Origin of the sequence: Rathayibacter sp. AY1B4 (assembly GCF_002932815.1) — a bacterium.
GTDB lineage: Bacteria > Actinomycetota > Actinomycetes > Actinomycetales > Microbacteriaceae > Rathayibacter.
Window position 1 is genome coordinate 100455 of sequence record NZ_PSWN01000004.1, and the last position, 20786, is coordinate 121240.

The following is a 20786-nucleotide window of genomic DNA, read 5'->3' on the forward strand; positions in this document are numbered from 1 at the left end:
GTTCCTCGTCGCCCGTGCCGCGGTCGGCTCGCCGACGTGGCCGGGTGGGGAGGAGCGGGGAGCGTCCGCACCGAGACGGATCCGCTGGCACGCGGATCCGCCGTTCGGTGCTCGGCCCTTCGGGCGAGGCATCTGGCGACGCGCGGAAGGACGGTGCTCGGCCCTGCGGGCGAGGCACCTGGCGACGCGCGGAAGAGCGGAGCTCGGCCCTGCGGGCGAGGCACCTGGCGACGCGCGGAAGGACGGTGCTCGGCCCTTCGGGCGAGGCACCTGGCGGCGCGCGGAAGGACGGTGCTCGGCCCTTCGGGCGAGGCACCTGGCGGCGCGCGGGAGAACGGTGCTCGGCCCTTCGGGCGAGGCATCGGACGAGGGGGCGCCCCCTCATGTCGATCGAGTAGTCCGCGCAGCGGCGTATCGAGGTGCCGGCCCGGAGGAGTGTCCGGCGTCAGCGGTCGGGCGCACACAGACATTCCGCACCACGAGCGAAGGAGCACCACCCATGACCTCCACGAGGGTCGACGTCACTGCGGAGGCGGCAAGCATGCTCCGCCGGATGACGGCGCTGCACGGGCCGCTCATGTTCCACCAGTCAGGCGGATGCTGCGACGGCAGCTCCCCGATGTGCTTCCCCACCGGGATGTTCCGCACCGGCGCCTCGGACGTGCTCGTCGAATCGCTCCGGCTCGACGGCCTGGACCCGATCGACTTCTGGATGTCCCGCTCCCAGTTCGAGTACTGGAAGCACACCCACCTCACCGTCGACCTCGTCGACGGTCGGGGCAGCGGATTCAGCGTCGAAGCCCCCGAGGGCAAGCGCTTCATGATCCGCAGCCGACTGCTCACCGACGACGAGCTCGTCGAGTTCGGGCTCCTCCCCGCCGGAGCCGTCGGGCCCTGAGCCGACTTCCCTGAGCCGTTCCCCCTGACCCGTTCCCGTCGCAGATCCTCGCCGACCGGCGACATCCCGGTCCAGCGGTGTCAGCCGCCCGGAGCAGGAGCGGGCGGCGCCTTCCCCGTGCTCAGCTGCACGCCCACCACCGAGCCCTTGTCCACGCGGGTGCCCGCGGCCGGGCCGGTGCCGGCCACGGTGTTCATCGGCTGCGTCGAGTCGACCTGCGACGTCGCTCCGGGAGTGAGCCCTGCTGCGGTCAGCGCCTGTGCGGCGGAGTCGCTGGTCCGGCCCGACAGGTCCGGCACGGTGACCTGCGGCGCCGCGATGAGCGACTGGTCGGCCTGCGGGAAGTCGGAGCCGCCGTAGCGGGAGTCGATCGCCGTCATCAACGGCTTCCAGATCCGGTGGCGTGCCGAGGGCGCCCAGCCGCTGTCGAAGTCGATCGAGTCGAGGTTCACCCTCGAGCCGTCCGCGCGTGCCGAGATGCTGCCGACCCAGACCGCGAGGGAGGTCTCGGTCGAGGCCCCGATGGCCCAGGTGTCGGCGGAGTTGTCGGTGGTGCCCGTCTTGGTGATGTGCTGGATGCCGTTCTTCGGATCGTCCTCGACACCCGTGCCCTCGGCGGTCACCTTGAGCATCGTGTACTGCATCGCCGAGGCGACCCTCGACGACACCGCCCGGCTGCAGGTCGTCTCCACCGGCTCGATCTCGCGGCCGTCCGCGCCGACGATCGCCGTGATCGCGACGGGGGTGCAGGTCGTGCCGTTCGCGGCGATGCCGGAGTAGGCGGTCGCCATGGTGAGCGGTGCGATCTCGTTGGTGCCGAGGACCGCTCCCGGCGACTGCACGAGCGCGGTCCCGTCCGCGCGGTGCACTCCGAAGGCCTCGGCCTGCTTGCGGATCTCGCACTGGTCGAGCAGGTGCGACATCCCGGTGAAGCCCGTGTTCAGCGAGTAGATCGTCGAGTACAGCGCCGTCTGGGTGTCGGTGTAGCCGCCGTCGCCGGCGTTCTTGGGGTTGTAGGAGTCGTAGTCCCAGGTGCCCTCGCAGCTGTCGGCGAAGCCGGTCCAGTTCTTCTGCTTCGAGTCGAACTGCTCGAGCAGGGTGTGCCCGCGGTCGAGCCACTCGGCGAGCGTGAACACCTTGTAGGCGGAGCCGGTCTGGAAGCCGTTGCCGCCGCCCGCGGACGCGTCGACGTTGAGGTTGATCGCCGAGAACTCCGGCCCGCTCGCGATCACGTCCGGGTCCTGGCTGTAGCGCTTGTTCTGCACCATCGTGAGGATGCGCCCGGTGCCGTTCTGGACGGCGACCGCCGTCGCCCCGACGTCGAAGCGCGGATCGGAGGAGGGGACCTGCTCGTCCATCAGCTCCTGCGCGGTCCTCTGCAGGTCGAGATCGATCGTCGTGTAGACCTTGATGCCGCCCTGCTTGATCGCCGCGTAGCGCTCGTCGTCGGTCGCTCCGAGCGCCGGGTCGTCTCGGAGGACGTGGGTCACGTAGTCGCAGAAGTAGGCCGCGCTGCCGGCCGTCTGGCAGCCGGTGGACGGCGGGGTGATGTCGGGGATGATCGCCTCGGCGGCCGCGGCGTCGTGCGCGGCCTGGTCGATGCTCCCCGTCTCGAGCATCCGGTCGAGGATGTAGTCGCGCCGCTCCCGGGTCTGCGCGTAGCCGTTCGACTCGCCGTTGGCCGTGTCGTCCGGCCGGTCGAAGCGGAACTTCTCGGGGTTGTTCACGATCGCCAGGAGCGAGGCGGACTGCGCGAGGGAGAGGTCGGCCGCCGGGATGCCGTAGTAGTACTCCGCCGCCGCCTCGATGCCGTAGACGGTGCCTCCGAACAGCGCGATGTTGAGGTAGCCGAGCAGGATGTCGTCCTTCGAGGACACCTTCTCGAGCCCGATCGCGAGCCGCATCTCCTTGAGCTTGCGCTCGGCCGTGGTCGCCGTCGCCTCCGCGTACGCGCGGTCGCGGTCCGCCTCGTCCGGGATCGACTCGGCCTTCTGCACCAGCACGTTCTTCACGTACTGCTGCGTGATCGACGAGCCGCCCTGGGTGTCGCCGTCGAGGAGGTAGGTGCTGGCGATGGCGCGGAGGGTGCCCTGCAGGTCGATCCCGCCGTGGTCGTAGAAGCGCGGGTCCTCGCTCGCGACGAGCGCGTCCTTCACGGAGTCGGCGATCCGGTCGGCCGGCACCTCGATCCGGTTCTGGTCGTAGAAGGAGGCCAGCAGCGTCGGATCGTCCGGGTCGCCCGCGTAGACGTCGCTCTTCTGCATCAAGCGCCCGACCTCGAGGTAGCTCGGGAGGGACTGGAACGCCGAGATGGTGCCGGAGGTCGCCGCGCCGGTGAGCGCGGCGGCGGGGGCGACCACGAGCGAGGCGAGCAGACCCGCCAGGACGCTGACGATCACGAATCCGAACAGCGCGCCGAGAGCCCCGTGGACGGTTCGACGGGGCTGGAAGACGGGGACGTTCGGTCGCTTCAGGATGGATCCTCTCGCTGCACCAGCACCCTAGGCGAGGCCTGCGACATCCCCGACGAGGCGCGCCACGGCCGCGCCGGACGCCCGTCCGCCCGGAGTCGGCGCGACGGCGCCCGCGCAGGCCCGGCGCCTGCGACAGCAGAAGGGGCCGACCCCGGAGGGATCGGCCCCTTCACGGGACGGGCGACGTCTCTACTCGATCAGGTCGCCGTTCAGGTCCGAGATGTCGTTCGGATTGGCCGGAGCCTTGCCCGTGCTCACCTGGAGGGGGATCACCCCGCCGGCGACCGCCGTCTCCTCCGCGCTCGGCGTCGTCGACACGACGGAGCCCTCAGGGATCGTCGCGGAGTCGACCGACTCGTGCATCCCGACGACGAAACCGGCGGCGGTGAGGATCGCCGTGGCGCTCTCGACCGTCTCGCCCGTGACGTCGGGGACCTCGGAGTTCGCCGCCGATCGCGGCGAGTACGCGAGCATCGAGGCCGGCGGTGCCGTGAAGTCGTCGCCGCCGTACTTCTCGTCGAGCGCCGTCATGATCGGCTTCCAGATGGCGTGCCGGGCGTTGGAGGCGCGGATGGTGCCCTTCTCGCCCGTCAGGCTGATGAAGCGCAGGTTCTGCTTGGTGTTGTCGGCGAAGCCGTTGATGCTGCCGACCCAGACCGCCAGGGAGGCGGCCTTGCTGGCGCCCGCCGTCCACACGTCGGCGGCCTCGTCGGTGGTGCCCGTCTTGCCGATGTGCTCGATCCCGTCGAAGGGGTTCGAGGCGTAGGCCGTTCCGGAGGTCATCACCCGCTGCATCGCGTACTGCATCCCTCGGGCGACCTCGGGCGACACGGAGGGCGTGCACGCCGATGCCGGGGCGGCGACGGCGTTGCCCTCGCTGTCGGTGATCCGGTCGATGACGATCGCCGAGCAGGTCGTGCCGTCGTTCGCGATCCCGGCGTAGGCGTTGGCCACCGTCAGGGGCGCGATCTCGTTCGTCCCGAGGACCGAGGCCGGCCCGTTGGCGAGCTCGCGGCCGTCGGCGCGGTGCATCCCGAACGACTCGGCGGTGGTGCGGATGTCGCAGAGGTCGAGCTGCTGCGCCATTCCCATGAAGCCGGTGTTGATCGAGTTCGTGGTCGCGCCGAGCGCGCTCATCGAGCTCGCGTCCTCCGACGGGTCGTCGTTGCGAGGCGAGAACCTGCCGTAGTAGCCGCCGTCGCCCTCGACGTTGCACTTCTGGGGGTAGGAGCTGAAGCCGGAGGTGGGGGAGGCGAACGACTCGTTGACGGTGTGCCCCGCCTTCAGCCACTGCGCCAGCGTGAACACCTTGTAGGTCGATCCGGTCTGCACGCCGGAGCCGCCGCCCATGCTGAGGTCGACGTTGAGGTTGATCGCGCTGTAGCCGGGGTTCGCGGCGAGGAACTGCTCGTCCTGGCTGTACTGCGTGTTCTGCACCATGGAGAGCACGCGGCCCGTCTTCGCCTCGACGGAGGCGGCCGTCGCGCCGACCTGGAAGCGCGGGTCGACGGAGGGGATGTAGGCGTTGAGCGCCGCCTGCGAGACCTGCTGGATGTCGAGGTCGAGGGTCGTCACGACGTCGAAGCCGCCCTGGCGGATGCGCTGGTAGCGCTCGTCGTCGGTCGCCCCGAAGACGGAGTCGTTGCGGAGGACGTTCAGCACGTAGTCGCAGAAGTACGCGGCGTTGCCGGCGGTGGTGCAGCCGGTCGAGGGCTCCGTGATGTTCGGGGTGATCGGCTCGGCGACGGCGGCGTCGTGCGCGGCCTGGTCGATCCGGCCGTGCTTGAGCTCCTCCGAGAGGATGTAGTCGCGGCGCTCCTTGGTGGCGGCGTAGCCGTTGGCGGCGCCGTTCGCCTCGTCGCCCGGGTTGTCGAAGCGGAACTTCGCCGGGTTGTTCACGATCGCCAGCAGCGCGGCCGCCTGCGAGGTCGAGAGCTGGCTCGCGGGGATGCCGTAGTAGTAGTTCGCCGCGGCCTCGATGCCGTAGACGGTGCCCCCGAAGAGGGCGATGTTGAGGTAGCCGAGCAGGATGTCGTCCTTCGACGCCTCCTTCTCGAGGCCGATCGCGAGGCGCATCTCCTTGAGCTTGCGCTCGGGGGTCGGGTCCGTCGCCTCCTGGTAGGCCTTGTCGCGCGCGGCCTCGTCGGTGATCGACTCCGCCTTCTGCACCAGGACGTTCTTCACGTACTGCTGCGTGATCGACGACCCGCCCTGCAGGTCGTCGCCCGTGAGCGTGACGGCGATGGCCCGGAGCGTGCCCTGGAGGTCGATGCCGCCGTGCTCGTAGAAGCGCGGGTCCTCGCCGGCGACGGCCGCGTCCTTCGCGGACTGCGCGACGTCGTCCCAGCCGACCTCGACGCGGTTCTGGTCGTAGACGGAGGCGAGGAGGGTCGTCCCGTCGCTCGCGTAGACGTTGGTGCGCTGCATCAGCTGGCCCACGTCGAGGTAGCCCGGCAGGTTCTGGAACATGCCGATCGTGTTGCTCGTCGCCAGGCCCGTCAGCGCGAGAGCCGGCGTGACGCCGACGGTGATCAGGACGCCCGCCACGGCGCTCATCCCGATGAACCCCATGACCGCCCGCAGCGACATCCCGAGCGGCCGGACGGAGCGGCGGGATGCAGTGGGAAGTGCCATGGAGCGGTCGTCCTTTCGACGCGGCGCGGGGCCGCGGAGATGTGAGGGAGGGTGGCGAGAAGCCTCGCGAGCAGTCGCGCGATCCCCGGGTTCATGGTACGTGACGGGTGCGCCCGCGGGGCGTCCTCCTCCCGGTGGAGATGAGGAGCTGGCGGGTGATGCGCAGGAGCGGGCGCGTCCGGAGTGCTGACCTCGGGTCGATGCATCCGTATCGTGGGGGGAGCGCCGCTCCGAGGGGCGCTGCAGCACCCGTTCCACCCACCGCTCCGGGGCCCCGGGCGGCCGGCCCCGGCAGAAAGCGCACACCATGGCACGCATCCACGACGACGTGACCCAGCTCGTCGGCAGGACCCCTCTCGTCCGCATCAACCGGCTGGAGGGCGCCGACCAGGCGACGGTCCTCGCCAAGCTCGAGTTCTACAACCCCGCGAACAGCGTGAAGGACCGCATCGGCGTCGCCATCATCGACGCGGCCGAGGCCTCCGGCGAGCTGCACCCCGGCGGGACGATCGTCGAGGGCACGAGCGGCAACACCGGCATCGCGCTCGCGATGGTGGGCGCCGCCCGCGGCTACAAGGTCGTCCTCACGATGCCCGAGACGATGTCCGTCGAGCGCCGGGTCCTCCTCCGCGCCTACGGAGCCGAGATCGTGCTCACCCCCGGCAGCGAGGGCATGCGCGGAGCGGTCGAGCGCGCCCGCGCGATCGTCGACGAGACCCCCGGCGCGATCCTCGCCCGCCAGTTCGAGAACGCCGCCAACCCCGAGGTGCACCGCCGCACCACCGCGGAGGAGGTCTGGGAGGACACCGACGGCGCGGTCGACGTCTTCGTGGCCGGCATCGGCACCGGCGGCACCATCACCGGAGTCGGCCAGGTGCTCAAGGAGCGCAAGCCCGGCGTGCAGGTCATCGGAGTGGAGCCGATCGACTCCCCGCTCCTCACCCAGGGCACCGCCGGGCCGCACAAGATCCAGGGCATCGGCGCCAACTTCGTCCCCGCGATCCTCGACCGCGAGGTCTACGACGAGATCATCGACGTGACGCTCGACGACTCCGTGCGGGTGGCCCGCGAGATGGCCGCGCAGGAGGGGATCCTCGGCGGCATCTCCTCCGGCTCGATCATGTGGGCCGCGCTCGAGGTCGCGAAGCGCCCCGAGAACGCGGGGAAGACCATCGTCGCCATCGTCTGCGACTTCGGCGAGCGGTACATCTCGACCGTCCTGTACGAGGACCTCCGCAGCTGAGCCCCTCGAGACGAGGCGGGACGCCCCGCTCCGGACGCGACGGTCGGCCGGAGCGCCGCGTCCCGTCCGGACCGGAGCGTCCCGGGCTCCTCGCCCTGCTCCGCGAGGACGTCCGCACCGCCCGGGAGCGCGACCCCGCCGCCCGGAGCGCGGTGGAGGTCGTCCTCTCCTACCCGGGAGTGCACGCGGTCTGGGTGCACCGCGTCGCGCACGCCTGGTGGCGGCGCGGCCTCCGCCTGCCCGCCCGGCTGCTCAGCCAGGCGGCGCGCGCGGTGACCGGAGTGGAGATCCACCCCGGTGCGACCATCGGCCGGCGTCTGTTCATCGACCACGGCATGGGCGTCGTCATCGGCGAGACCGCGCGGATCGGCGACGACTGCATGCTCTACCACTCCGTCACGCTGGGCGGGAGGTCGGCCCGGCGCGAGCGTCGGCACCCCACGCTCGGCGACCGGGTGGTCGTCGGCGCCGGCGCGGTCGTCCTGGGCCCGCTCGTGCTCGGATCCGACGTCAGCGTGGGCGCGAACGCCGTCGTGGTGAAGGACGCGCCCGACGGAGCGGTGCTCGTCGGCATCCCGGCCCGCGATCTGCGCGATCAGGGCGGGGAGGAGGACCCGCTCGCCGGGTCCGGCCGCTCCACCGGACCGGCGGGACGCGTCTAGCCGGCGACGCTCAGTCGTCGCCCCGCGGCGAGATGTCGCGCGGGGCGCTCTTGATCTGCGCGAAGGCGTCCAGCGCGTGCGCCCGCGTCTCCTTGAGGTCGACGAGGGGCGCCGGGTAGCCGTCCGCGCCTCCGGTCAGCGTGTCCCCTAGCGTCCACGGCTCGTGCACGGCGGCGCCCTCGACTCCGCCGAGCTCCGGCACGTTGTGGCGGATGTACTCGCCGGCCGGGTCGAACTTCCTCGACTGCGTGACCGGGTTGAAGACCCGGAAGAACGGCGACGCATCGGCTCCCGAGCCCGCGACCCACTGCCAGTTCGCGGCGTTGCTCGCCGGGTCCGCGTCCACCAGGGTGTCCCAGAACCACTCCTCGCCCACCCGCCAGTCGACCAGCAGGTTCTTGATCAGGAACGACGCGGTCACCATCCGGACCCGGTTGTGCATGTAGCCGGTGCTCCAGAGCTCGCGCATGCCGGCGTCCACCAGGGGGTAGCCGGTGCGCCCCTGGTGCCAGGCGTCGATCGCCTCCTGGCCGGGGCGTCCCCACGGGAAGGAGTCGAACCGGGTGTCGAAGTTCGCGGTCGCCAGATCCGGCCAGTGGAACAGCAGGTGGTAGCAGAACTCGCGCCAGAGCACCTCGGAGAGGAACCGGTCGCTGCCGTCGCCGCGGTGCAGGCCCTTCGCGTGCGCCTCCTCCAGGGCGTGCCACACCTGGAAGGGGCTGATCTCGCCCCACCTCAGGTGCGGGGAGAGGTTCGAGGTGGCGTCCTCCGCCGGCCGGTCGCGGCCGTCGGCGTAGTCGTCGAGCTGCTCCGCGAGGAACGCGCGCAGCCGGTCGGCCGCCGCCCTCTCGCCGGGGACCCAGCGCTCGCGCAGCCCTCCCGCCCAGTCGGGACGCGTGGGGAGCAGCTCCCAGTCGTCGAGGGAGTCGGAGGCGATGTCTCCCGTGACGCCGTCGAGCGAGCGGGGGCGGGGGAGCGGCGCGCGCGGCGTCGGCTTGGCGCGGCAGGCGCGGGCGAAGGGCGTGTAGACGGAGTAGGGGCCGCCGGCGCCGGTCTGCACGGTCCACGGCTCGAACATCAGCGAGCCCTGGTGGCTCTCGGCCTCGAGGCCGCCGTTGCGGAGCGATTCCTTCACCGCCGCGTCGACGGTGCGCTCGGCCCTCCCGTAGCGGCGGTTCCAGTGCACGGCTCCGGCGCCGATCTCCTCGGCGAGCTGGAGGACGACGGCCTCGGCCGGCCCGCGGCGCAGGATCAGCGGGGCGCCGTGCTCGCGCAGGTCGGCGGCGAGGGCTGCGAGGCTGCCGTGCAGCCACCAGCGCGAGGCGCCCCCGAGCGGACGGATGCCCGCCGACTCCTCGTCGAGCACGTAGCAGACCGCGACGGGGCCGCCGCGGTCGATCGCGGCGCGCAGAGCGGGGTTGTCGGCCAGGCGCAGGTCGTCGCGGAGCCAGACGAGGGTGGGGGAGGTGTCACTCATGGTGACCACCATGATCCGCGAGTCCCGCGCCGCGGCGAAGACCTGGCCGGTCGCTGCGGCCCGTGCTAGCGGGGACGGATCAGGAGGAGGCGATGCCGTCGCGGAGCTTGTCGCAGAGCGCGGTCAGCTGCTTCAGCTCGTCCTCGTCGAGGACGCCGCCGACCTGCTCCGAGATGGTCCTCATGTGGGTGAGCGCGACGCGGCGGAAGAGCGCGTAGCCCTCGTCGGTGATCGCGATGATCGTGCCGCGGGCGTCCGCCGGATCCTCGCTCTTCTCGACGCAGCCGCGGGCGGCGAGCCGGTCGATCAGCCTGCTGACGCTGGGCTGCGTCAGGAGGACGTGCCGGTTCAGGTCGCGCAGCCGTGCGCGCCGACCGGGCTGCCGGGTGAGGTTGAAGAGCACGTCGTACTCGTTCATCGAGATCTCCCGCGAGGGGAACTCGGTGCTCAGGGTGCGCATCACCTGGACCTGGGCGCGGAAGAGCGACTCCCAGGCGGCGACGGCCTCTCTCGACCCCACTGGTCCTCCTTCTCGGCGCTCAGGAAGCGGTTCCCTGACATCCAGACGCCGTACAGCCTACGCCGGGGTGCTGAGAGGAGGGGAGTCGGAGGAACGGGGCCGGGGGAACGACAGAAGGCCGGCCGCTGAGGCGAGCGGCCGACCTTCATTCCCTTGCACCAAGAGTGTCCTGCAATCACTTCTCGCGCTTCCCGCCACAGCAAACGGTCGACGCACTTGAACTATATAACGACCCGGTAACGACGCAACCCTCTCTTTCCTGAATCCACCCTGAGCCGCCCCGCCCGTCGCCGCGCCCGCCCGCGCTCCGCACGACTCTCTCCTGACCCAGGACGCCCCGTCTGCTGCCTCCGACGTCCGCACCGAACCGCAGCCCATCCCTGACCGTTGACGGACACGACGAGCACCCCCTGCCCTCGTCCCCCGCCGACGCGGCCCGGCCCCGTCGTCCTGCCCCGCGAGGCGCGACCCGCCCCCACGGCTTCGACCACGCAGCGGGCCGTCGAGCAGCCCTCCCCATGTGAGGGGCGGTGCGCGCACATCCCCGGAGGTCGGGAGGACGTTCCGCCCTCGAGGCGAACGCGGGAAACGCGTGTCAGCGTTTCCCGCTAGCCGGTCGCGACCCGCTCTCCGAATCGCGACCACTGGTGAAGCCGACCGCGGTAAGGAGAGCGCAAGCGCTCTCCTTACAATTCAGAACAGATCCGGCGACGGCGTCGACGCGTAGCGGATGGCGACGTCGGCGTGGCGGTCGAAGCGGTATCCGACTCCGCGGACGGTGCGCACGATCTCCTCGTAGCGGCCGAGCTTGGCGCGGAGGCGGCGGACGTGGACGTCGATGGTGCGCTCGTTCGGCGCGTCGTCGTCCGCGGCGCCCCAGAGCGAGGCGATGAGCTCGGCGCGCTCGATGGTGCGGCCCTCGCGGAGCACGAGGTACTGGAGGAGCTCGAACTCCTTGTAGGTGAGGGGGGTGGTCTCCTCGTCGAGGATGACGCGCTTGCGGGAGATGTCGATGACGACGCCGCCGGGTGCACGGTCGGGATCGGGCTCGGCGTCGGAGCGGCGCTTGGCGACGGCGGCCGGGTCCTGCAGCGCGAGGCGGACCACGTCCACGTCGCGGCCGCCGGCGCCCTGCGGGGCGAGGGCGACGGAGGCGTACGTCTCGGCGTCGGGGGCGAGCTGCGCCGTGACGCGCTTGAGCTCCTCGACCAGGCGGCCGAGGTCGACTCCGGCGGCGCGGGCCTTGGCCTCGTCGATGCCGACGTAGAGGGCGAAGCCGCGGGCCTCGGTGCCCTGGGGGACGGCGCGGAGGCGGGGCGCTGCGGGCGCGGCGTCGGCGACCGGCTGGAGGTGGGGCGCCTCGGTGGAGGTGGCGGCGGGGACGGTGCGGGTGTGGAGGAGGGTCATGACGAGTCCTTGGCTGGTCGGATCCGGGACGAGTGTCCGAGGGTGCGGATCCGGGTGTGCGCGATCGAGCCGGCCCGCGGTGCGCGGTGGCGGCAGAGATGGATGCGGGGCATCCAGGGGATCGTCCGCGCCTCGGACGCCCAGCCGATCGTGACGATCAGCGGGCGGAGGCGGTGCGGGGATCCGGCGAGGTCAGTTCCTCATGCACACATTCGACAGCACATGACGGGGCCACCGGCCATCATCATGCCGGCATTCCCGATGGCCTCGAGGGAGGTCGGGGCGTGCAGGGTGTCAGTCATGTCCGTCAGTAAAGCGGAGGCCGGTGCACGGCGTCAACACTTCCGTGGGGATGGACGGCGCGTCGGGGGTGGTTCCGGTGCTCGGGAGGAGGCGCGCGCCGTGACGGGGGATCCCGATGCGCCCGCTGCGCGGACTGGTCGATCAGCAGGACGGGCGGTGCCGGACGGCCGCGGTGGGGGGTGTCGAGACCCTCGCTGCGCCGGCCGACCGGCACGGCTCAGCGGGGCTCCCTGTTCCGGGGCGCGACGGAAGGCCCGCTCGTCCGGGGGCCGGCGGGCTCAGCCCGCGAGGCCGTAGAGGCGGTCGCCCGCGTCGCCGAGGCCGGGGACGATGTAGCCGAGCTCGTTGAGCTTCTCGTCGAGGGAGCCGAGGACGATGGTCACGTCGCGGTCGCCGAAGGCCTTCTCGACGGCGGCCAGGCCCTCGGGGGCGGCGAGCAGGCAGACGGCGGTGACGTCGACCGCTCCCCGGTCGAAGAGGAACTGGATGGCCGCGACGAGCGAGCCGCCGGTCGCGAGCATCGGGTCGAGGACGAAGCACTGGCGGTTCGACAGGTCGTCGGGCAGGCGCTCCGCGTACGTGGTCGGCTCGAGCGTCTCCTCGTTGCGTGCCATGCCCAGGAAGCCGACCTCGGCGGTCGGGATGAGCTTGACCATGCCCTCGAGCATCCCGAGGCCGGCCCGGAGGATCGGGACGACCAGCGGCTGCGGGTCGCTGAGCGCGAGGCCGGTGGTCTGCGTCACGGGGGTCTCGATGGTGACGGTGCGGGTGCGGACGCCGCGGGTGGCCTCGTAGGCGAGGAGCGTCATCAGCTCCTCGGCGAGCTGCCGGAAGGTGGGGGAGGGGGTGCGCTTGTCACGCAGCACGGTGAGCTTGTGGGTGATCAGCGGGTGGTCGGCTACGTGGACGCGCATAAGCTCAATCTACTGGCCGGAGCGGCGCCCCACCGGCCGCAGCGGGCCGCCGCAGGAGGGGGAGCGATGCGCGACAGCGATCTCCGCGTCCCCCGCCGCTCCGAGGAGTGGATGGGCCTGGCGCTCGACGAGGCGCGGCGGGCCGCGGGCTGGGGCGACGTCCCCGTGGGCGCGGTGGTCCTCGACTCGGAGGGTGCGGTGCTCGGGCTCGGGCGCAACGAGCGCGAGCTGCGGCGGGATCCGACGGCGCACGCCGAGGTGGTCGCGATCCGCGCGGCGGCCGAGGCCCGCGGCGACTGGCATCTCGAGGGCTGCACGCTGGTGGTCACGCTCGAGCCGTGCGTGCTCTGCGCCGGAGCGATCCTGGCGGCGCGTATCGACCGCGTCGTCTTCGGCGCGTGGGACGAGAAGGCGGGCGCCTCCGGATCCGTGCACGATCTCCTCCGCGACCGCCGGCACAACCACGTGGTCGAGGTGTACCCCGGGGTCCGCGCCGCGGAGAGCTCGCGGCTCCTGCTCGACTTCTTCGCCGACCGCCGCTGACGCCGACCGCCGCCGAACCCCTCAGCTCGGAGCGCCCAGCCACTCCTTCAGCGCGAGCCGCGTCGCCGCGTGCATCCGCTCGAAGCGCTCCGCCGCGACGTCCTCGGCGAGCGCGGCGGCGTCGTAGCCCGCCGCTCCCGCCCACTCCCCGTCGCCCTCGAGCCACTGCGCAGCCATCGTGCCGGTCAGCTCGGGGTGGAACTGCACGCCGAGGAGCCAGTCCTCCACGGCGAACGCCTGCACCTCGCCCGCCGGCGACGACGCCAGCAGCGCCGCTCCGCTCGGCAGCGCGAAGGTGTCGCCGTGCCACTGCATCACGTCGACGCCGGCGAGGTGCCGGAGCGGGGAGCCGGCGCCCTCCTCCGTGAGCACGACCGGGCGGAAGCCGACCTCGCGGGCCGATCCCGGATGGACGGACTCGCCCAGGGCGGCCGCGATCAGCTGCGCTCCGAAGCAGACGCCGAGCGTGGGACGGCGGTGGTGCATCCGGTCCTGCAGGAGCGCGATCTCGGGGCTGATGAAGGGGTGCCGCGAGGTCTCGTAGACGCCGGCGCTGGAGCCCAGCGTGACGACGAGGTCGGGGGCGAGGATGTCGATCGCGTCGAGGTCCGTCCCTGCGACGGCGTCGACGGCGAACCCCCGCTCGGTCAGCATCGGCTCGAGCGCGCCGAGCCCGGCACCGCGCTCGTTGACGATCGCCAGGGCCCGGCGCATCTCAGGCGCTCCCGTGCGGCGCGGCCGGCGGGGAGGCGGCGGGCGGAGCGGCGGCAGCGGCCGCCTCCGTCACGGCCGGACGGGTCGCCGCCGATCCTGCGTGTCCACGGTCGACGTCGGGCTCGAGGTAGATCGTGGTGGCGGCGGGAACGGCCTCGCGGATCCGCTTCTCCGCGGCGTCGATCCCGGCGGCCACGTGCTCGAGGGTCTCGGCGGCCGGGAAGGCGAGCTTCGCGGCCACGAGGATCTCGTCCGGCCCGAGGTAGAGGGTGCGCATGTGGATGACGCGGTCGACGTCGCGCCCGGCCTCGAGCGCGGCGCGGATCGAGGCGGCGTCGGCGGGAGTCGCCCCCTCGCCGACCAGCAGGCTCTTCGTCTCGACGCCCAGCACGATCGCCACCACGATCAGCAGGGTGCCGATCATGATCGTTCCGATCGCGTCGTAGACCGAGTCGCCGGTGATCACGGTCAGCCCGACTCCGAGCAGCGCGAACGTCAGGCCGGTGAGCGCGGCGACGTCCTCGAGGAGCACGACCGGCAGCTCCGGCGCCTTCGCCCGGCGGATGAACTGGAACCAGGACTGCGAGCCGCGGACCCGGTTCGACTCCTTCACTCCGGTGCGCAGCGAGTAGCCCTCGAGGCAGATCGAGATCACGAGGACCAGGATCGGCAGCCAGGCGTTCTCGAGCTCGTGCGGCTCGGCGATCTTCTCGATGCCCTCGTAGAGGGAGAAGACGCCGCCGACGGAGAACAGGATGATCGACACCACGAAGGCGTAGACGTAGCGCTCGCGCCCGTAGCCGAACGGGTGCTCCTCGTCGGCGGCCTTCCGCGACTTGCGGCCGCCGAGCAGCAGGAGCAGCTGATTGCCGGAGTCGGCGAGCGAGTGCACGCCCTCGGCGAGCATGGAGGCGGATCCGGAGAAGAACCAGGCGACGAACTTCGTCAGGGCGATGCCGAGGTTGGCCGCGAGCGCCGCGATGATCGCGGTGCCGCCTCCGGATGCGCTCACGTGGTCTCCTCGGGCTCGCCGCTGGATGGTCGGGCCATCCTACGAGGCGCCGGACCGCACCCGGACCCCCTTGCCGCGGGCTCTTCGTAGGATGAGCGACGTGACCGATGCGCCCGTCCTGCTCCCGTCCATCGCCGTCCTCGGCCTCGGCTCGATGGGGGGCGCGATCCTCCAGGGCCTGCTGGCTCCCGGCGTGCGCGTCGAGGGGGGCGTGCGGGTGACCAACCGCGACTCCGCGAAGGCCGCCGCGTGGGACGGCCACCCGGTGGTCACCGCCTTCGCCACCGCGGACGACCCGGAGGCCAACCGGCGTGCGGTCGAGGGCGCGGCGATCGTGCTCGTGGCCGTCAAGCCGCACATGGTGCCGGACCTGCTCGACGAGATCGCCGACGCGCTCGCCCCGGGCGCGGTCGTCGTCTCCGTCGCCGCCGGCGTGACCGCGGCCACGTTCGAGCGGCACCTGCCCGCGTCCGTCGCCGTGCTCCGCTCGATGCCGAACACTCCCGCGGTCGTGGGCCGCGCCGTCACCGGCCTCAGCGCGGGCACGCGGTCCGGCGACGAGGACCTGGCGCTCGTGCGCCGCCTGTTCGAGACGGTCGGCGAGGTGGTCGAGGTGCCGGAGTCGCAGCTCGACGCGCTCTCGACGATCTCCGGCTCGGGGCCCGCCTACGTGTTCCTGCTGATCGAGGAGCTCATCGCGGCCGCTGTCGCGAAGGGCTTCACTCCGGAGCAGGCGTCGACGATGGTGGTCGGCACGTTCCGCGGCGCGGCCGAGCTGCTCGCCCACTCCGGCGAGGAGCCCGCGGAGTTGCGCCGGCGGGTCACGAGCCCGAAGGGCACCACCGAGCGGGCCGTCGCAGTCCTGCAGGAGGCCGACCTCGCCGCCCTCTTCACGCGGGCGACCGACGCCGCGCTGGCCCGCGCCCGCGAGCTCGCCGCCTCCTGACTCCGCCCTCCTCTCCGCGAGACGCCGCTCGGGTACGCGACACGCCGGAGCGGGCGTACCGGAGCGGCATCCCGCAGAGGAGGAGGAGGAGGGAGGGGGCGCCGCTCAGGAGCCGAGGGCCGCGAAGCGCTCGATGTCACTGGGGGTGCCGCTGACCACGATGAGGTCGTGGTTCGAGACCACGGTCTGCTCGGTCGCGTAGGTGAAGGGCTTGCCCGGGCTCTTGACGCCGACGACGGTCACGCGGTGCTTGCGGCGCACGCCCGACTCCGTGAGCGTCAGCCCCCGGATCGGCTTGGGCGGGTACATCTTCGCGAGCACGAAGTCGTCGTCGAACTCGATGAAGTCGAGCATGCGGCCCGAGACCAGGTGCGCGACGCGCTCGCCCGCCTCCGCCTCGGGGTAGATCACGTGGTTCGCGCCGATCCGCTCGAGGATCTTGCCGTGCGAGCGCGAGATCGCCTTCGCCCAGATCTGCGGGATCTTGAGGTCGACGAGGTTCGCGGTGATCAGCACGGACGCCTCGATGGAGGAGCCGACCGCGACGACGGCGACCTGGAAGTCCTGCGCGCCGATCTGCGCGAGGGCGTCGAGCGAGCGGGCGTCGGCCTGCACCGCGTGGGTGACCCGCTCCGACCACTTCTGCACGAGACCGGCGTCGGCGTCGATGGCGAGGACCTCGCGGTCGAGGCGGTCGAGCTGGCCGGCCGTGGCGGCTCCGAAGCGCCCGAGGCCGATCACCAGCACCGGGGCGTCGTACCTGATGCGGTCAACCAACGATGGGCCTCTCTTCCGGTCGTCTGAACAACTGCCTCCGCTGGCTCGCGGCGAGCGCGGCGGCGAGAGTCACGGTACCAACGCGGCCCATGAACATCGTCAGCGCCAGGATGTAGACCCCGGACGGCGGCAGCTCCGCGGTGAGCCCCGTCGAGAGCCCGGAGGTCGCGAAGGCCGAGATCACGTCGAAGAGCACGTGGTCGAGCGAGGCCTTGGTGATGTGCAGGATCAGGACGCTCGACACGGCGACCGTCGTCGCGCCCCACAGCACGACCGAGACGGCCAGGCGGAGGACGTCGTTCGGGATCCGGCGGCCGAACGCCTCCATGTCGTTGTTGCCTCGGGCCTCGGCGAAGGCGGCCAGGAACAGGATCGCGAGGGTCGTGACCTTGATCCCGCCGGCCGTGGAGGCCGATCCTCCGCCGATGAACATCAGCATGTCGGTCACGAGCAGGCTCGAGCCGTTGAGGTCGGGGATCGAGATCGTCGAGAAGCCGCCCGACCGCGTCATCGTCGAGAGGAAGAAGGACTGGAAGACGGTGTCTCCCGCATCGAGGCTGCCGAAGGTCCTCGGATTGTCGAACTCGAGCACGATGTAGAGGACGGCCCCGGCGACGAGCAGGATCACGGAGGTGACCAGCGTCAGCTTCACGTGCACCGACCACTTGCGCGGGCGCCGCCAGCCGCGGGAGAAGGCGTAGATGACGGGGAAGCCGATCGAGCCGAGGAAGACGCCGAGCATCAGGATGCCGAGGAACCAGTAGTCGTCCTCGAACGGGGTGAGGCCCGCGGCGTTCGGGGCGAAGCCGGTGTTCGTGAACGCCATCGCGGAGTAGTAGAAGGAGTGCCAGACGGCCTCGCCGATCGGGATCCCGTCGATCAGCATCCGCGGGAACAGCAGGAGCGCGACGATGATCTCGATCGCGGCGGCGCTGATCGCGACGGTGGCGAGCAGTCCGCCGATCTCGCCCAGGCGCACGGCCTGGCCCTCGGCGACGGGGCCGGAGTGGATCCGCAGCGGGTTCGAGTCGCTGGCGACCATGAGCTTCGCCCGGAGCCCGAGGCGGCGCGAGATCGCCAGGCCCATGATCGAGGCGAGCGTCAGCACTCCCAGAGCGCCGATGTTCACGCCGACGAAGATGATCGAGTGGCCGAACGCCGACCAGTGCGTCGCCATGTCGACCGTCGCGAGGCCGGTCACGCAGATCACCGACATCGCGGTGAAGAAGGCGTCGTGCAGCGGAGTGACGGTGCCCGTGGTGCTCGACACCGGCAGCGAGAACAGCAGGGTGAACACGAGCACGAGCGCCGAGAAGATGAGGATCGCGAAGCGGGACGGCGAGCGTCCGGCGAAGTCGTCGATGAGGTCGCGGGCCCGCTCGAACCCCGACCAGGGGGAGACGGGCGAGACGCCCACGGGGCTGCGGAACTGCTGCCGAACCACCACGGCGGATCCTCCACTCGATCGCGGCCATGCTACCCGCTCGGTGCCGGGCCCCCGGGGCGCTGACTAGCCTGGGCGCATGGCTGACATCTTCGGGGTGATCGCGGACGGGACCCGCCGGGACATCCTCGCCCTGCTGCTCGAGCAGCGGCGGGACGGCTCGGCCGAGGGCATGAGCGTGTCGCGGATCGTGGCGCGCCTCGAGCTGAGCCAGCCGACCGTCTCCAAGCACCTCAAGGTGCTGCGCGAGACCGGCCTCGTCACGGTGCGCGAGAGCGGACAGCACCGCTTCTACGCGCTCGAGTACGCGCCGCTGGCGGAGGTCGAGGACTGGCTGCTGCCCTTCCTCGCCGAGGACGAGGCGGCCGGCGCCCTGCTCGACGCTCCGACCGCGGCCCGGGCGGAGTCGCTGGGCCGGGCGCTCGCCGAGCGCACCCACCAGGTCAGCACCGTGGTGCAGGACATCCAGCGGGGCGTCAGCGAGGGAGCGACGAAGGTCGCGGAGGCGCTGCGCATCCGCAAGTGAGGGGCGCCGAGGAGCCGGAACCGGTGGAGCCCCGGGTCGTGTAAGCTCGCGGGAGCCAGTTTTTCGTAAGCGGCCGCCCGTCGGGCGGTCGACCCCCTGAACGTTGTGAGGTCTTCGTGGGTTCTGTCATCAAGAAGCGTCGCAAGCGTATGGCGAAGAAGAAGCACCGCAAGCTGCTTCGCAAGACTCGCCACCAGCGTCGCAACAAGAAGTAGGCTCGCGCCTCTTCCCACTCGAGCGTCCGCCCTTCCGGGGTCGGGCGCTCGTCTGCGTTCAGGAGATGATCCCGGCGGCGCTCGCCGTCTCGGCGCCCGTCGCCGGGGCCGCCGTACACTGACCGCATGGTGGACGTGGAGCTGACGCTCGTGGGCAAGCCGGGCTGTCATCTCTGCGACGACGCGCGGACCGTGGTCGAGCAGGTGGTCGCCGATCTGGGCGGCGAGGCGTCGGTCGCCGTCTCGGAGGTGTCGATCCTCGACGATCCCGAGCTGCACGAGCGCTTCGTCGAGGAGATCCCGGTGGTGCTGATCGACGGGCGCGTGCACACCTTCTGGCGGGTCGATCCCGCGCGGCTCCGGCGGGCCCTCCTCGATCGCGGGTGAGCCTCGACCGGGCCGATCGGACGGAAGCGCGACCGCGACGTCCCTCTGACGGGGGACGGGACGGCTCGCGATAGCTCGCCTCTCGCCCTTACCCTCGTGAGGGGGGAGTGCGCTCCTCCGTGAGCGGACGCAGATCGTCGCCCGTGGAGGAAGGAACCGCCATGCCGTCATCCCGCCGACTCGCCCTGCCCGCCGCCGCTCTCGCGGCGCTCGTGCTCGGCCTGGCCCTCCCCGGAGCGGCCGTCGCGGCACCCTCCGCCTCGACGGTCTCGACCACGGTCGAGCAGCCGGCCGCGACGACCATCCCCGGCGTGCCGGAGGATCCCGAGCAGCCGGGCGACGGCGGCTCCGACCCCGTTCCCGGCGTCCCCGAGGAGCCGTCCGTTCCCGGAGTGCCCGAGGAGCCGGCAGAACCCGAGCAGCCCGCGCCCGTCGACCCCGCGCCCGTGGACCCCGCTCCGGTCGATCCGGCACCGGTCGACCCCGCGCCCCAGCAGCCGAGCCAGCCCTCCACCGGCGGCGGATCCACCGGCGGTGGATCGACCGGCGGCGGCTCGACCGGCGGCGGCCAGCAGGGCGGCTCCGGCGGCGGTCAGCCCTCCACCGGCGGCGGATCGTCCTCCGGCGGCTCCGGCTCCGGCGGCGGCACCACCGGCGGAGCGACGTCCGGCGGCACCTCCGGCGGCGGCACCACCTCCGGCACCACCACGTCCGGCACCGCCGGCTCCTCCGGTGCGGGCGCCGTCACTCCGGCGGCGTCGGCCCCCGGACGCACCGAGCTCGGCACCTCGACCGAGGGCGCGAAGCCGGCGGCCGGTGCCGCGACCGCGGACGTCTTCCTCACCCGCGAGCTCGCCGTCCAGCCGGAGGCGCTCACCGTCGAGCTCGCCCGGTTCTACGGCGTCGGCTTCTCGTACACCGGCTTCGCCAGCGGCGAGGCCGTCTCCGCGGTCCTCCGCGACCCGAACGGCACCAAGACCCCGCTGACCCTCGAGGCGGGGAGCGGCACCGCGACCGTGCCGACCGCGCTGATCACCAAGTCGGGCGCCTTCACGGTCGACCTCACGGGCGACCAGGGCTCCGCCGCCAAGGTCGTCTTCCGGCTCGCGCCCTCCACCGGCAACGGCCTCCTGCTCGAGCCGCGCGAGCTCGGCGACGGCAGCACCGAGGCGCCCCGCGGCGCCGTCTGGGGCTTCGACGCCGACGAGGAGGTCGCCGTGGGCGCCTTCGAGACCTCCGGAGCCCGCACCGACCTGGCCGCCGGCGACGTCGCCGTGCAGTCCGACTCCATCGGCTGGGCCGAGCTGGCGCTGGGCGACGCGGTCGTCGCCGACCCCGACCCCTCCGTCTACTGCGTCGTCGCCTTCGGTCGCGAGTCGCACCGCACGGCAGCCGTGACCGTCTCCTACCGTGACAGCGACACCACGGCCGCACCGTGGGAGGCGCAGCAGGTCTGCGGCACCGCGATCAGCGCCGCGCGCACCGCCTTCCTCAGCACGGCCGCCTCGGCGGGACCGGCCGGCATCACGCCGACCACCGCGCTGATGATCGGCGGCGGCGCGGTCGCCGCGTCGCTCGTCGCCTGCGCGGCCGTCCTGGTCGTGATGCGCCGCCGGCGCATGAACACGGACCTCTTCATCGGCGGACCGCTGCCGCGCACGCAGAGCGACTGACGCGTCCCGAGGACGAG

General features: G+C 72.1%; 19 protein-coding genes. 9 read left to right on the forward strand and 10 right to left on the reverse strand.

Annotation, left to right across the window (positions count from 1 at the left end; all coding sequences use genetic code 11):
• Positions 1 to 499 precede the first annotated feature (499 nt).
• The gene (locus tag C5D66_RS03810; protein WP_104254864.1) at positions 500 to 898 is read left to right on the forward strand and encodes a DUF779 domain-containing protein; all 399 of its coding nucleotides are present in this window, start codon (positions 500 to 502) and stop codon (positions 896 to 898) included.
• A gap of 80 nt (positions 899 to 978) precedes the next feature.
• On the opposite strand, the gene C5D66_RS03815 is transcribed toward C5D66_RS03810, so the two are convergent.
• Positions 979 to 3297: a transglycosylase domain-containing protein gene (locus tag C5D66_RS03815; RefSeq protein WP_104254863.1), complete on the reverse strand. Its 2319-nt coding sequence runs from the start codon at positions 3295 to 3297 to the stop codon at positions 979 to 981.
• 264 nt (positions 3298 to 3561) lie between these two features.
• Positions 3562 to 6006 (reverse strand): penicillin-binding protein, encoded by a 2445-nt coding sequence (locus tag C5D66_RS03820; RefSeq protein WP_181028729.1) that lies wholly within the window; start codon positions 6004 to 6006, stop codon positions 3562 to 3564.
• 307 nt (positions 6007 to 6313) lie between these two features.
• On the opposite strand from C5D66_RS03820, the gene cysK reads away from it, so the two are divergent.
• Together cysK and epsC are read left to right on the forward strand one after the other, a co-directional pair.
• Complete coding sequence (gene cysK, locus C5D66_RS03825) at positions 6314 to 7249, forward strand: cysteine synthase A (RefSeq protein ID WP_104326097.1); 936 nt, start codon at positions 6314 to 6316, stop codon at positions 7247 to 7249.
• A 95-nt stretch (positions 7250 to 7344) separates the two neighbouring features.
• Complete coding sequence (epsC, locus tag C5D66_RS03830) at positions 7345 to 7911, forward strand: serine O-acetyltransferase EpsC (RefSeq protein ID WP_104326792.1); 567 nt, start codon at positions 7345 to 7347, stop codon at positions 7909 to 7911.
• 10 nt (positions 7912 to 7921) lie between these two features.
• On the opposite strand, the gene C5D66_RS03835 is transcribed toward epsC, so the two are convergent.
• The 4 genes from C5D66_RS03835 to upp form a co-directional block, all read right to left on the reverse strand.
• Complete coding sequence (locus tag C5D66_RS03835) at positions 7922 to 9388, reverse strand: deoxyribodipyrimidine photo-lyase (protein WP_104326793.1); 1467 nt, start codon at positions 9386 to 9388, stop codon at positions 7922 to 7924.
• A 79-nt stretch (positions 9389 to 9467) separates the two neighbouring features.
• Positions 9468 to 9848 carry a MarR family winged helix-turn-helix transcriptional regulator gene (locus C5D66_RS03840; RefSeq protein ID WP_104247054.1) on the reverse strand — a complete coding sequence of 127 codons (381 nt, stop codon included), beginning with the start codon at positions 9846 to 9848 and terminating at the stop codon, positions 9468 to 9470.
• Between the two features lie 753 nt (positions 9849 to 10601).
• Entirely contained in the window at positions 10602 to 11315 is a 714-nt protein-coding gene (locus C5D66_RS03845; RefSeq protein WP_104326788.1) for a winged helix-turn-helix domain-containing protein, read from the reverse strand.
• Positions 11316 to 11896: 581 nt separating this feature from the next.
• Positions 11897 to 12532 (reverse strand): uracil phosphoribosyltransferase, encoded by a 636-nt coding sequence (gene upp / locus C5D66_RS03850; RefSeq protein ID WP_104224850.1) that lies wholly within the window; start codon positions 12530 to 12532, stop codon positions 11897 to 11899.
• Positions 12533 to 12598: 66 nt separating this feature from the next.
• Between upp and C5D66_RS03855 the strand changes: the two genes are divergently transcribed.
• The gene (locus tag C5D66_RS03855; protein ID WP_104254860.1) at positions 12599 to 13075 is read left to right on the forward strand and encodes a nucleoside deaminase; all 477 of its coding nucleotides are present in this window, start codon (positions 12599 to 12601) and stop codon (positions 13073 to 13075) included.
• Positions 13076 to 13096: 21 nt separating this feature from the next.
• On the opposite strand, the gene C5D66_RS03860 is transcribed toward C5D66_RS03855, so the two are convergent.
• Together C5D66_RS03860 and C5D66_RS03865 are read right to left on the reverse strand one after the other, a co-directional pair.
• A complete protein-coding gene (locus C5D66_RS03860; RefSeq protein WP_104254859.1) occupies positions 13097 to 13789 on the reverse strand; it encodes a gamma-glutamyl-gamma-aminobutyrate hydrolase family protein in 693 nt (230 codons plus the stop codon).
• A 1-nt stretch (position 13790) separates the two neighbouring features.
• Positions 13791 to 14801, reverse strand: a complete 1011-nt coding sequence (locus tag C5D66_RS03865; protein WP_104326789.1) for a cation diffusion facilitator family transporter — start codon at positions 14799 to 14801, stop codon at positions 13791 to 13793.
• A 91-nt stretch (positions 14802 to 14892) separates the two neighbouring features.
• Here C5D66_RS03865 and proC point away from each other — a divergent pair, with 91 nt between their 5' ends.
• Positions 14893 to 15747, forward strand: a complete 855-nt coding sequence (gene proC / locus C5D66_RS03870; RefSeq protein WP_104254857.1) for a pyrroline-5-carboxylate reductase — start codon at positions 14893 to 14895, stop codon at positions 15745 to 15747.
• A gap of 105 nt (positions 15748 to 15852) precedes the next feature.
• Here proC and C5D66_RS03875 read toward each other — a convergent pair whose 3' ends face one another.
• Together C5D66_RS03875 and C5D66_RS03880 are read right to left on the reverse strand one after the other, a co-directional pair.
• Positions 15853 to 16524: a TrkA family potassium uptake protein gene (locus C5D66_RS03875; RefSeq protein WP_068255410.1), complete on the reverse strand. Its 672-nt coding sequence runs from the start codon at positions 16522 to 16524 to the stop codon at positions 15853 to 15855.
• Positions 16517 to 17887, reverse strand: coding sequence for a TrkH family potassium uptake protein (locus C5D66_RS03880; protein ID WP_258060566.1), 1371 nt, complete (start codon positions 17885 to 17887; stop codon positions 16517 to 16519). Before C5D66_RS03880 ends, C5D66_RS03875 begins: the two co-directional genes overlap by 8 nt.
• Positions 17888 to 18047: 160 nt before the next feature.
• Here C5D66_RS03880 and C5D66_RS03885 point away from each other — a divergent pair, with 160 nt between their 5' ends.
• The 4 genes from C5D66_RS03885 to C5D66_RS03900 all read left to right on the forward strand — a co-directional run bounded on the left by C5D66_RS03885 (position 18048) and on the right by C5D66_RS03900 (position 20769).
• Positions 18048 to 18494: a helix-turn-helix transcriptional regulator gene (locus C5D66_RS03885; protein WP_104224854.1), complete on the forward strand. Its 447-nt coding sequence runs from the start codon at positions 18048 to 18050 to the stop codon at positions 18492 to 18494.
• 116 nt (positions 18495 to 18610) lie between these two features.
• Positions 18611 to 18709 carry a 30S ribosomal protein bS22 gene (locus C5D66_RS03890; RefSeq protein ID WP_003792170.1) on the forward strand — a complete coding sequence of 33 codons (99 nt, stop codon included), beginning with the start codon at positions 18611 to 18613 and terminating at the stop codon, positions 18707 to 18709.
• 126 nt (positions 18710 to 18835) lie between these two features.
• Positions 18836 to 19096 carry a glutaredoxin family protein gene (locus C5D66_RS03895; protein WP_104224855.1) on the forward strand — a complete coding sequence of 87 codons (261 nt, stop codon included), beginning with the start codon at positions 18836 to 18838 and terminating at the stop codon, positions 19094 to 19096.
• A 161-nt stretch (positions 19097 to 19257) separates the two neighbouring features.
• The gene (locus C5D66_RS03900) at positions 19258 to 20769 is read left to right on the forward strand and encodes a hypothetical protein (protein WP_104326790.1); all 1512 of its coding nucleotides are present in this window, start codon (positions 19258 to 19260) and stop codon (positions 20767 to 20769) included.
• Positions 20770 to 20786: the final 17 nt, after the last annotated feature.

Coding starts and splice junctions, on each gene's coding strand:
- C5D66_RS03810 (WP_104254864.1), top strand. CDS start 500: ATGACCTCCACGAGGGTCGACGTCACTGCGGAGGCGGCAAGCATGCTC.
- C5D66_RS03820 (WP_181028729.1), bottom strand. CDS start 6,006: ATGGCACTTCCCACTGCATCCCGCCGCTCCGTCCGGCCGCTCGGGATG.
- cysK (WP_104326097.1), top strand. CDS start 6,314: ATGGCACGCATCCACGACGACGTGACCCAGCTCGTCGGCAGGACCCCT.
- C5D66_RS03835 (WP_104326793.1), bottom strand. CDS start 9,388: ATGAGTGACACCTCCCCCACCCTCGTCTGGCTCCGCGACGACCTGCGC.
- C5D66_RS03840 (WP_104247054.1), bottom strand. CDS start 9,848: ATGCGCACCCTGAGCACCGAGTTCCCCTCGCGGGAGATCTCGATGAAC.
- C5D66_RS03845 (WP_104326788.1), bottom strand. CDS start 11,315: ATGACCCTCCTCCACACCCGCACCGTCCCCGCCGCCACCTCCACCGAG.
- upp (WP_104224850.1), bottom strand. CDS start 12,532: ATGCGCGTCCACGTAGCCGACCACCCGCTGATCACCCACAAGCTCACC.
- C5D66_RS03855 (WP_104254860.1), top strand. CDS start 12,599: ATGCGCGACAGCGATCTCCGCGTCCCCCGCCGCTCCGAGGAGTGGATG.
- C5D66_RS03860 (WP_104254859.1), bottom strand. CDS start 13,789: ATGCGCCGGGCCCTGGCGATCGTCAACGAGCGCGGTGCCGGGCTCGGC.
- proC (WP_104254857.1), top strand. CDS start 14,893: ATGAGCGACGTGACCGATGCGCCCGTCCTGCTCCCGTCCATCGCCGTC.
- C5D66_RS03885 (WP_104224854.1), top strand. CDS start 18,048: ATGGCTGACATCTTCGGGGTGATCGCGGACGGGACCCGCCGGGACATC.
- C5D66_RS03895 (WP_104224855.1), top strand. CDS start 18,836: ATGGTGGACGTGGAGCTGACGCTCGTGGGCAAGCCGGGCTGTCATCTC.
- C5D66_RS03900 (WP_104326790.1), top strand. CDS start 19,258: ATGCCGTCATCCCGCCGACTCGCCCTGCCCGCCGCCGCTCTCGCGGCG.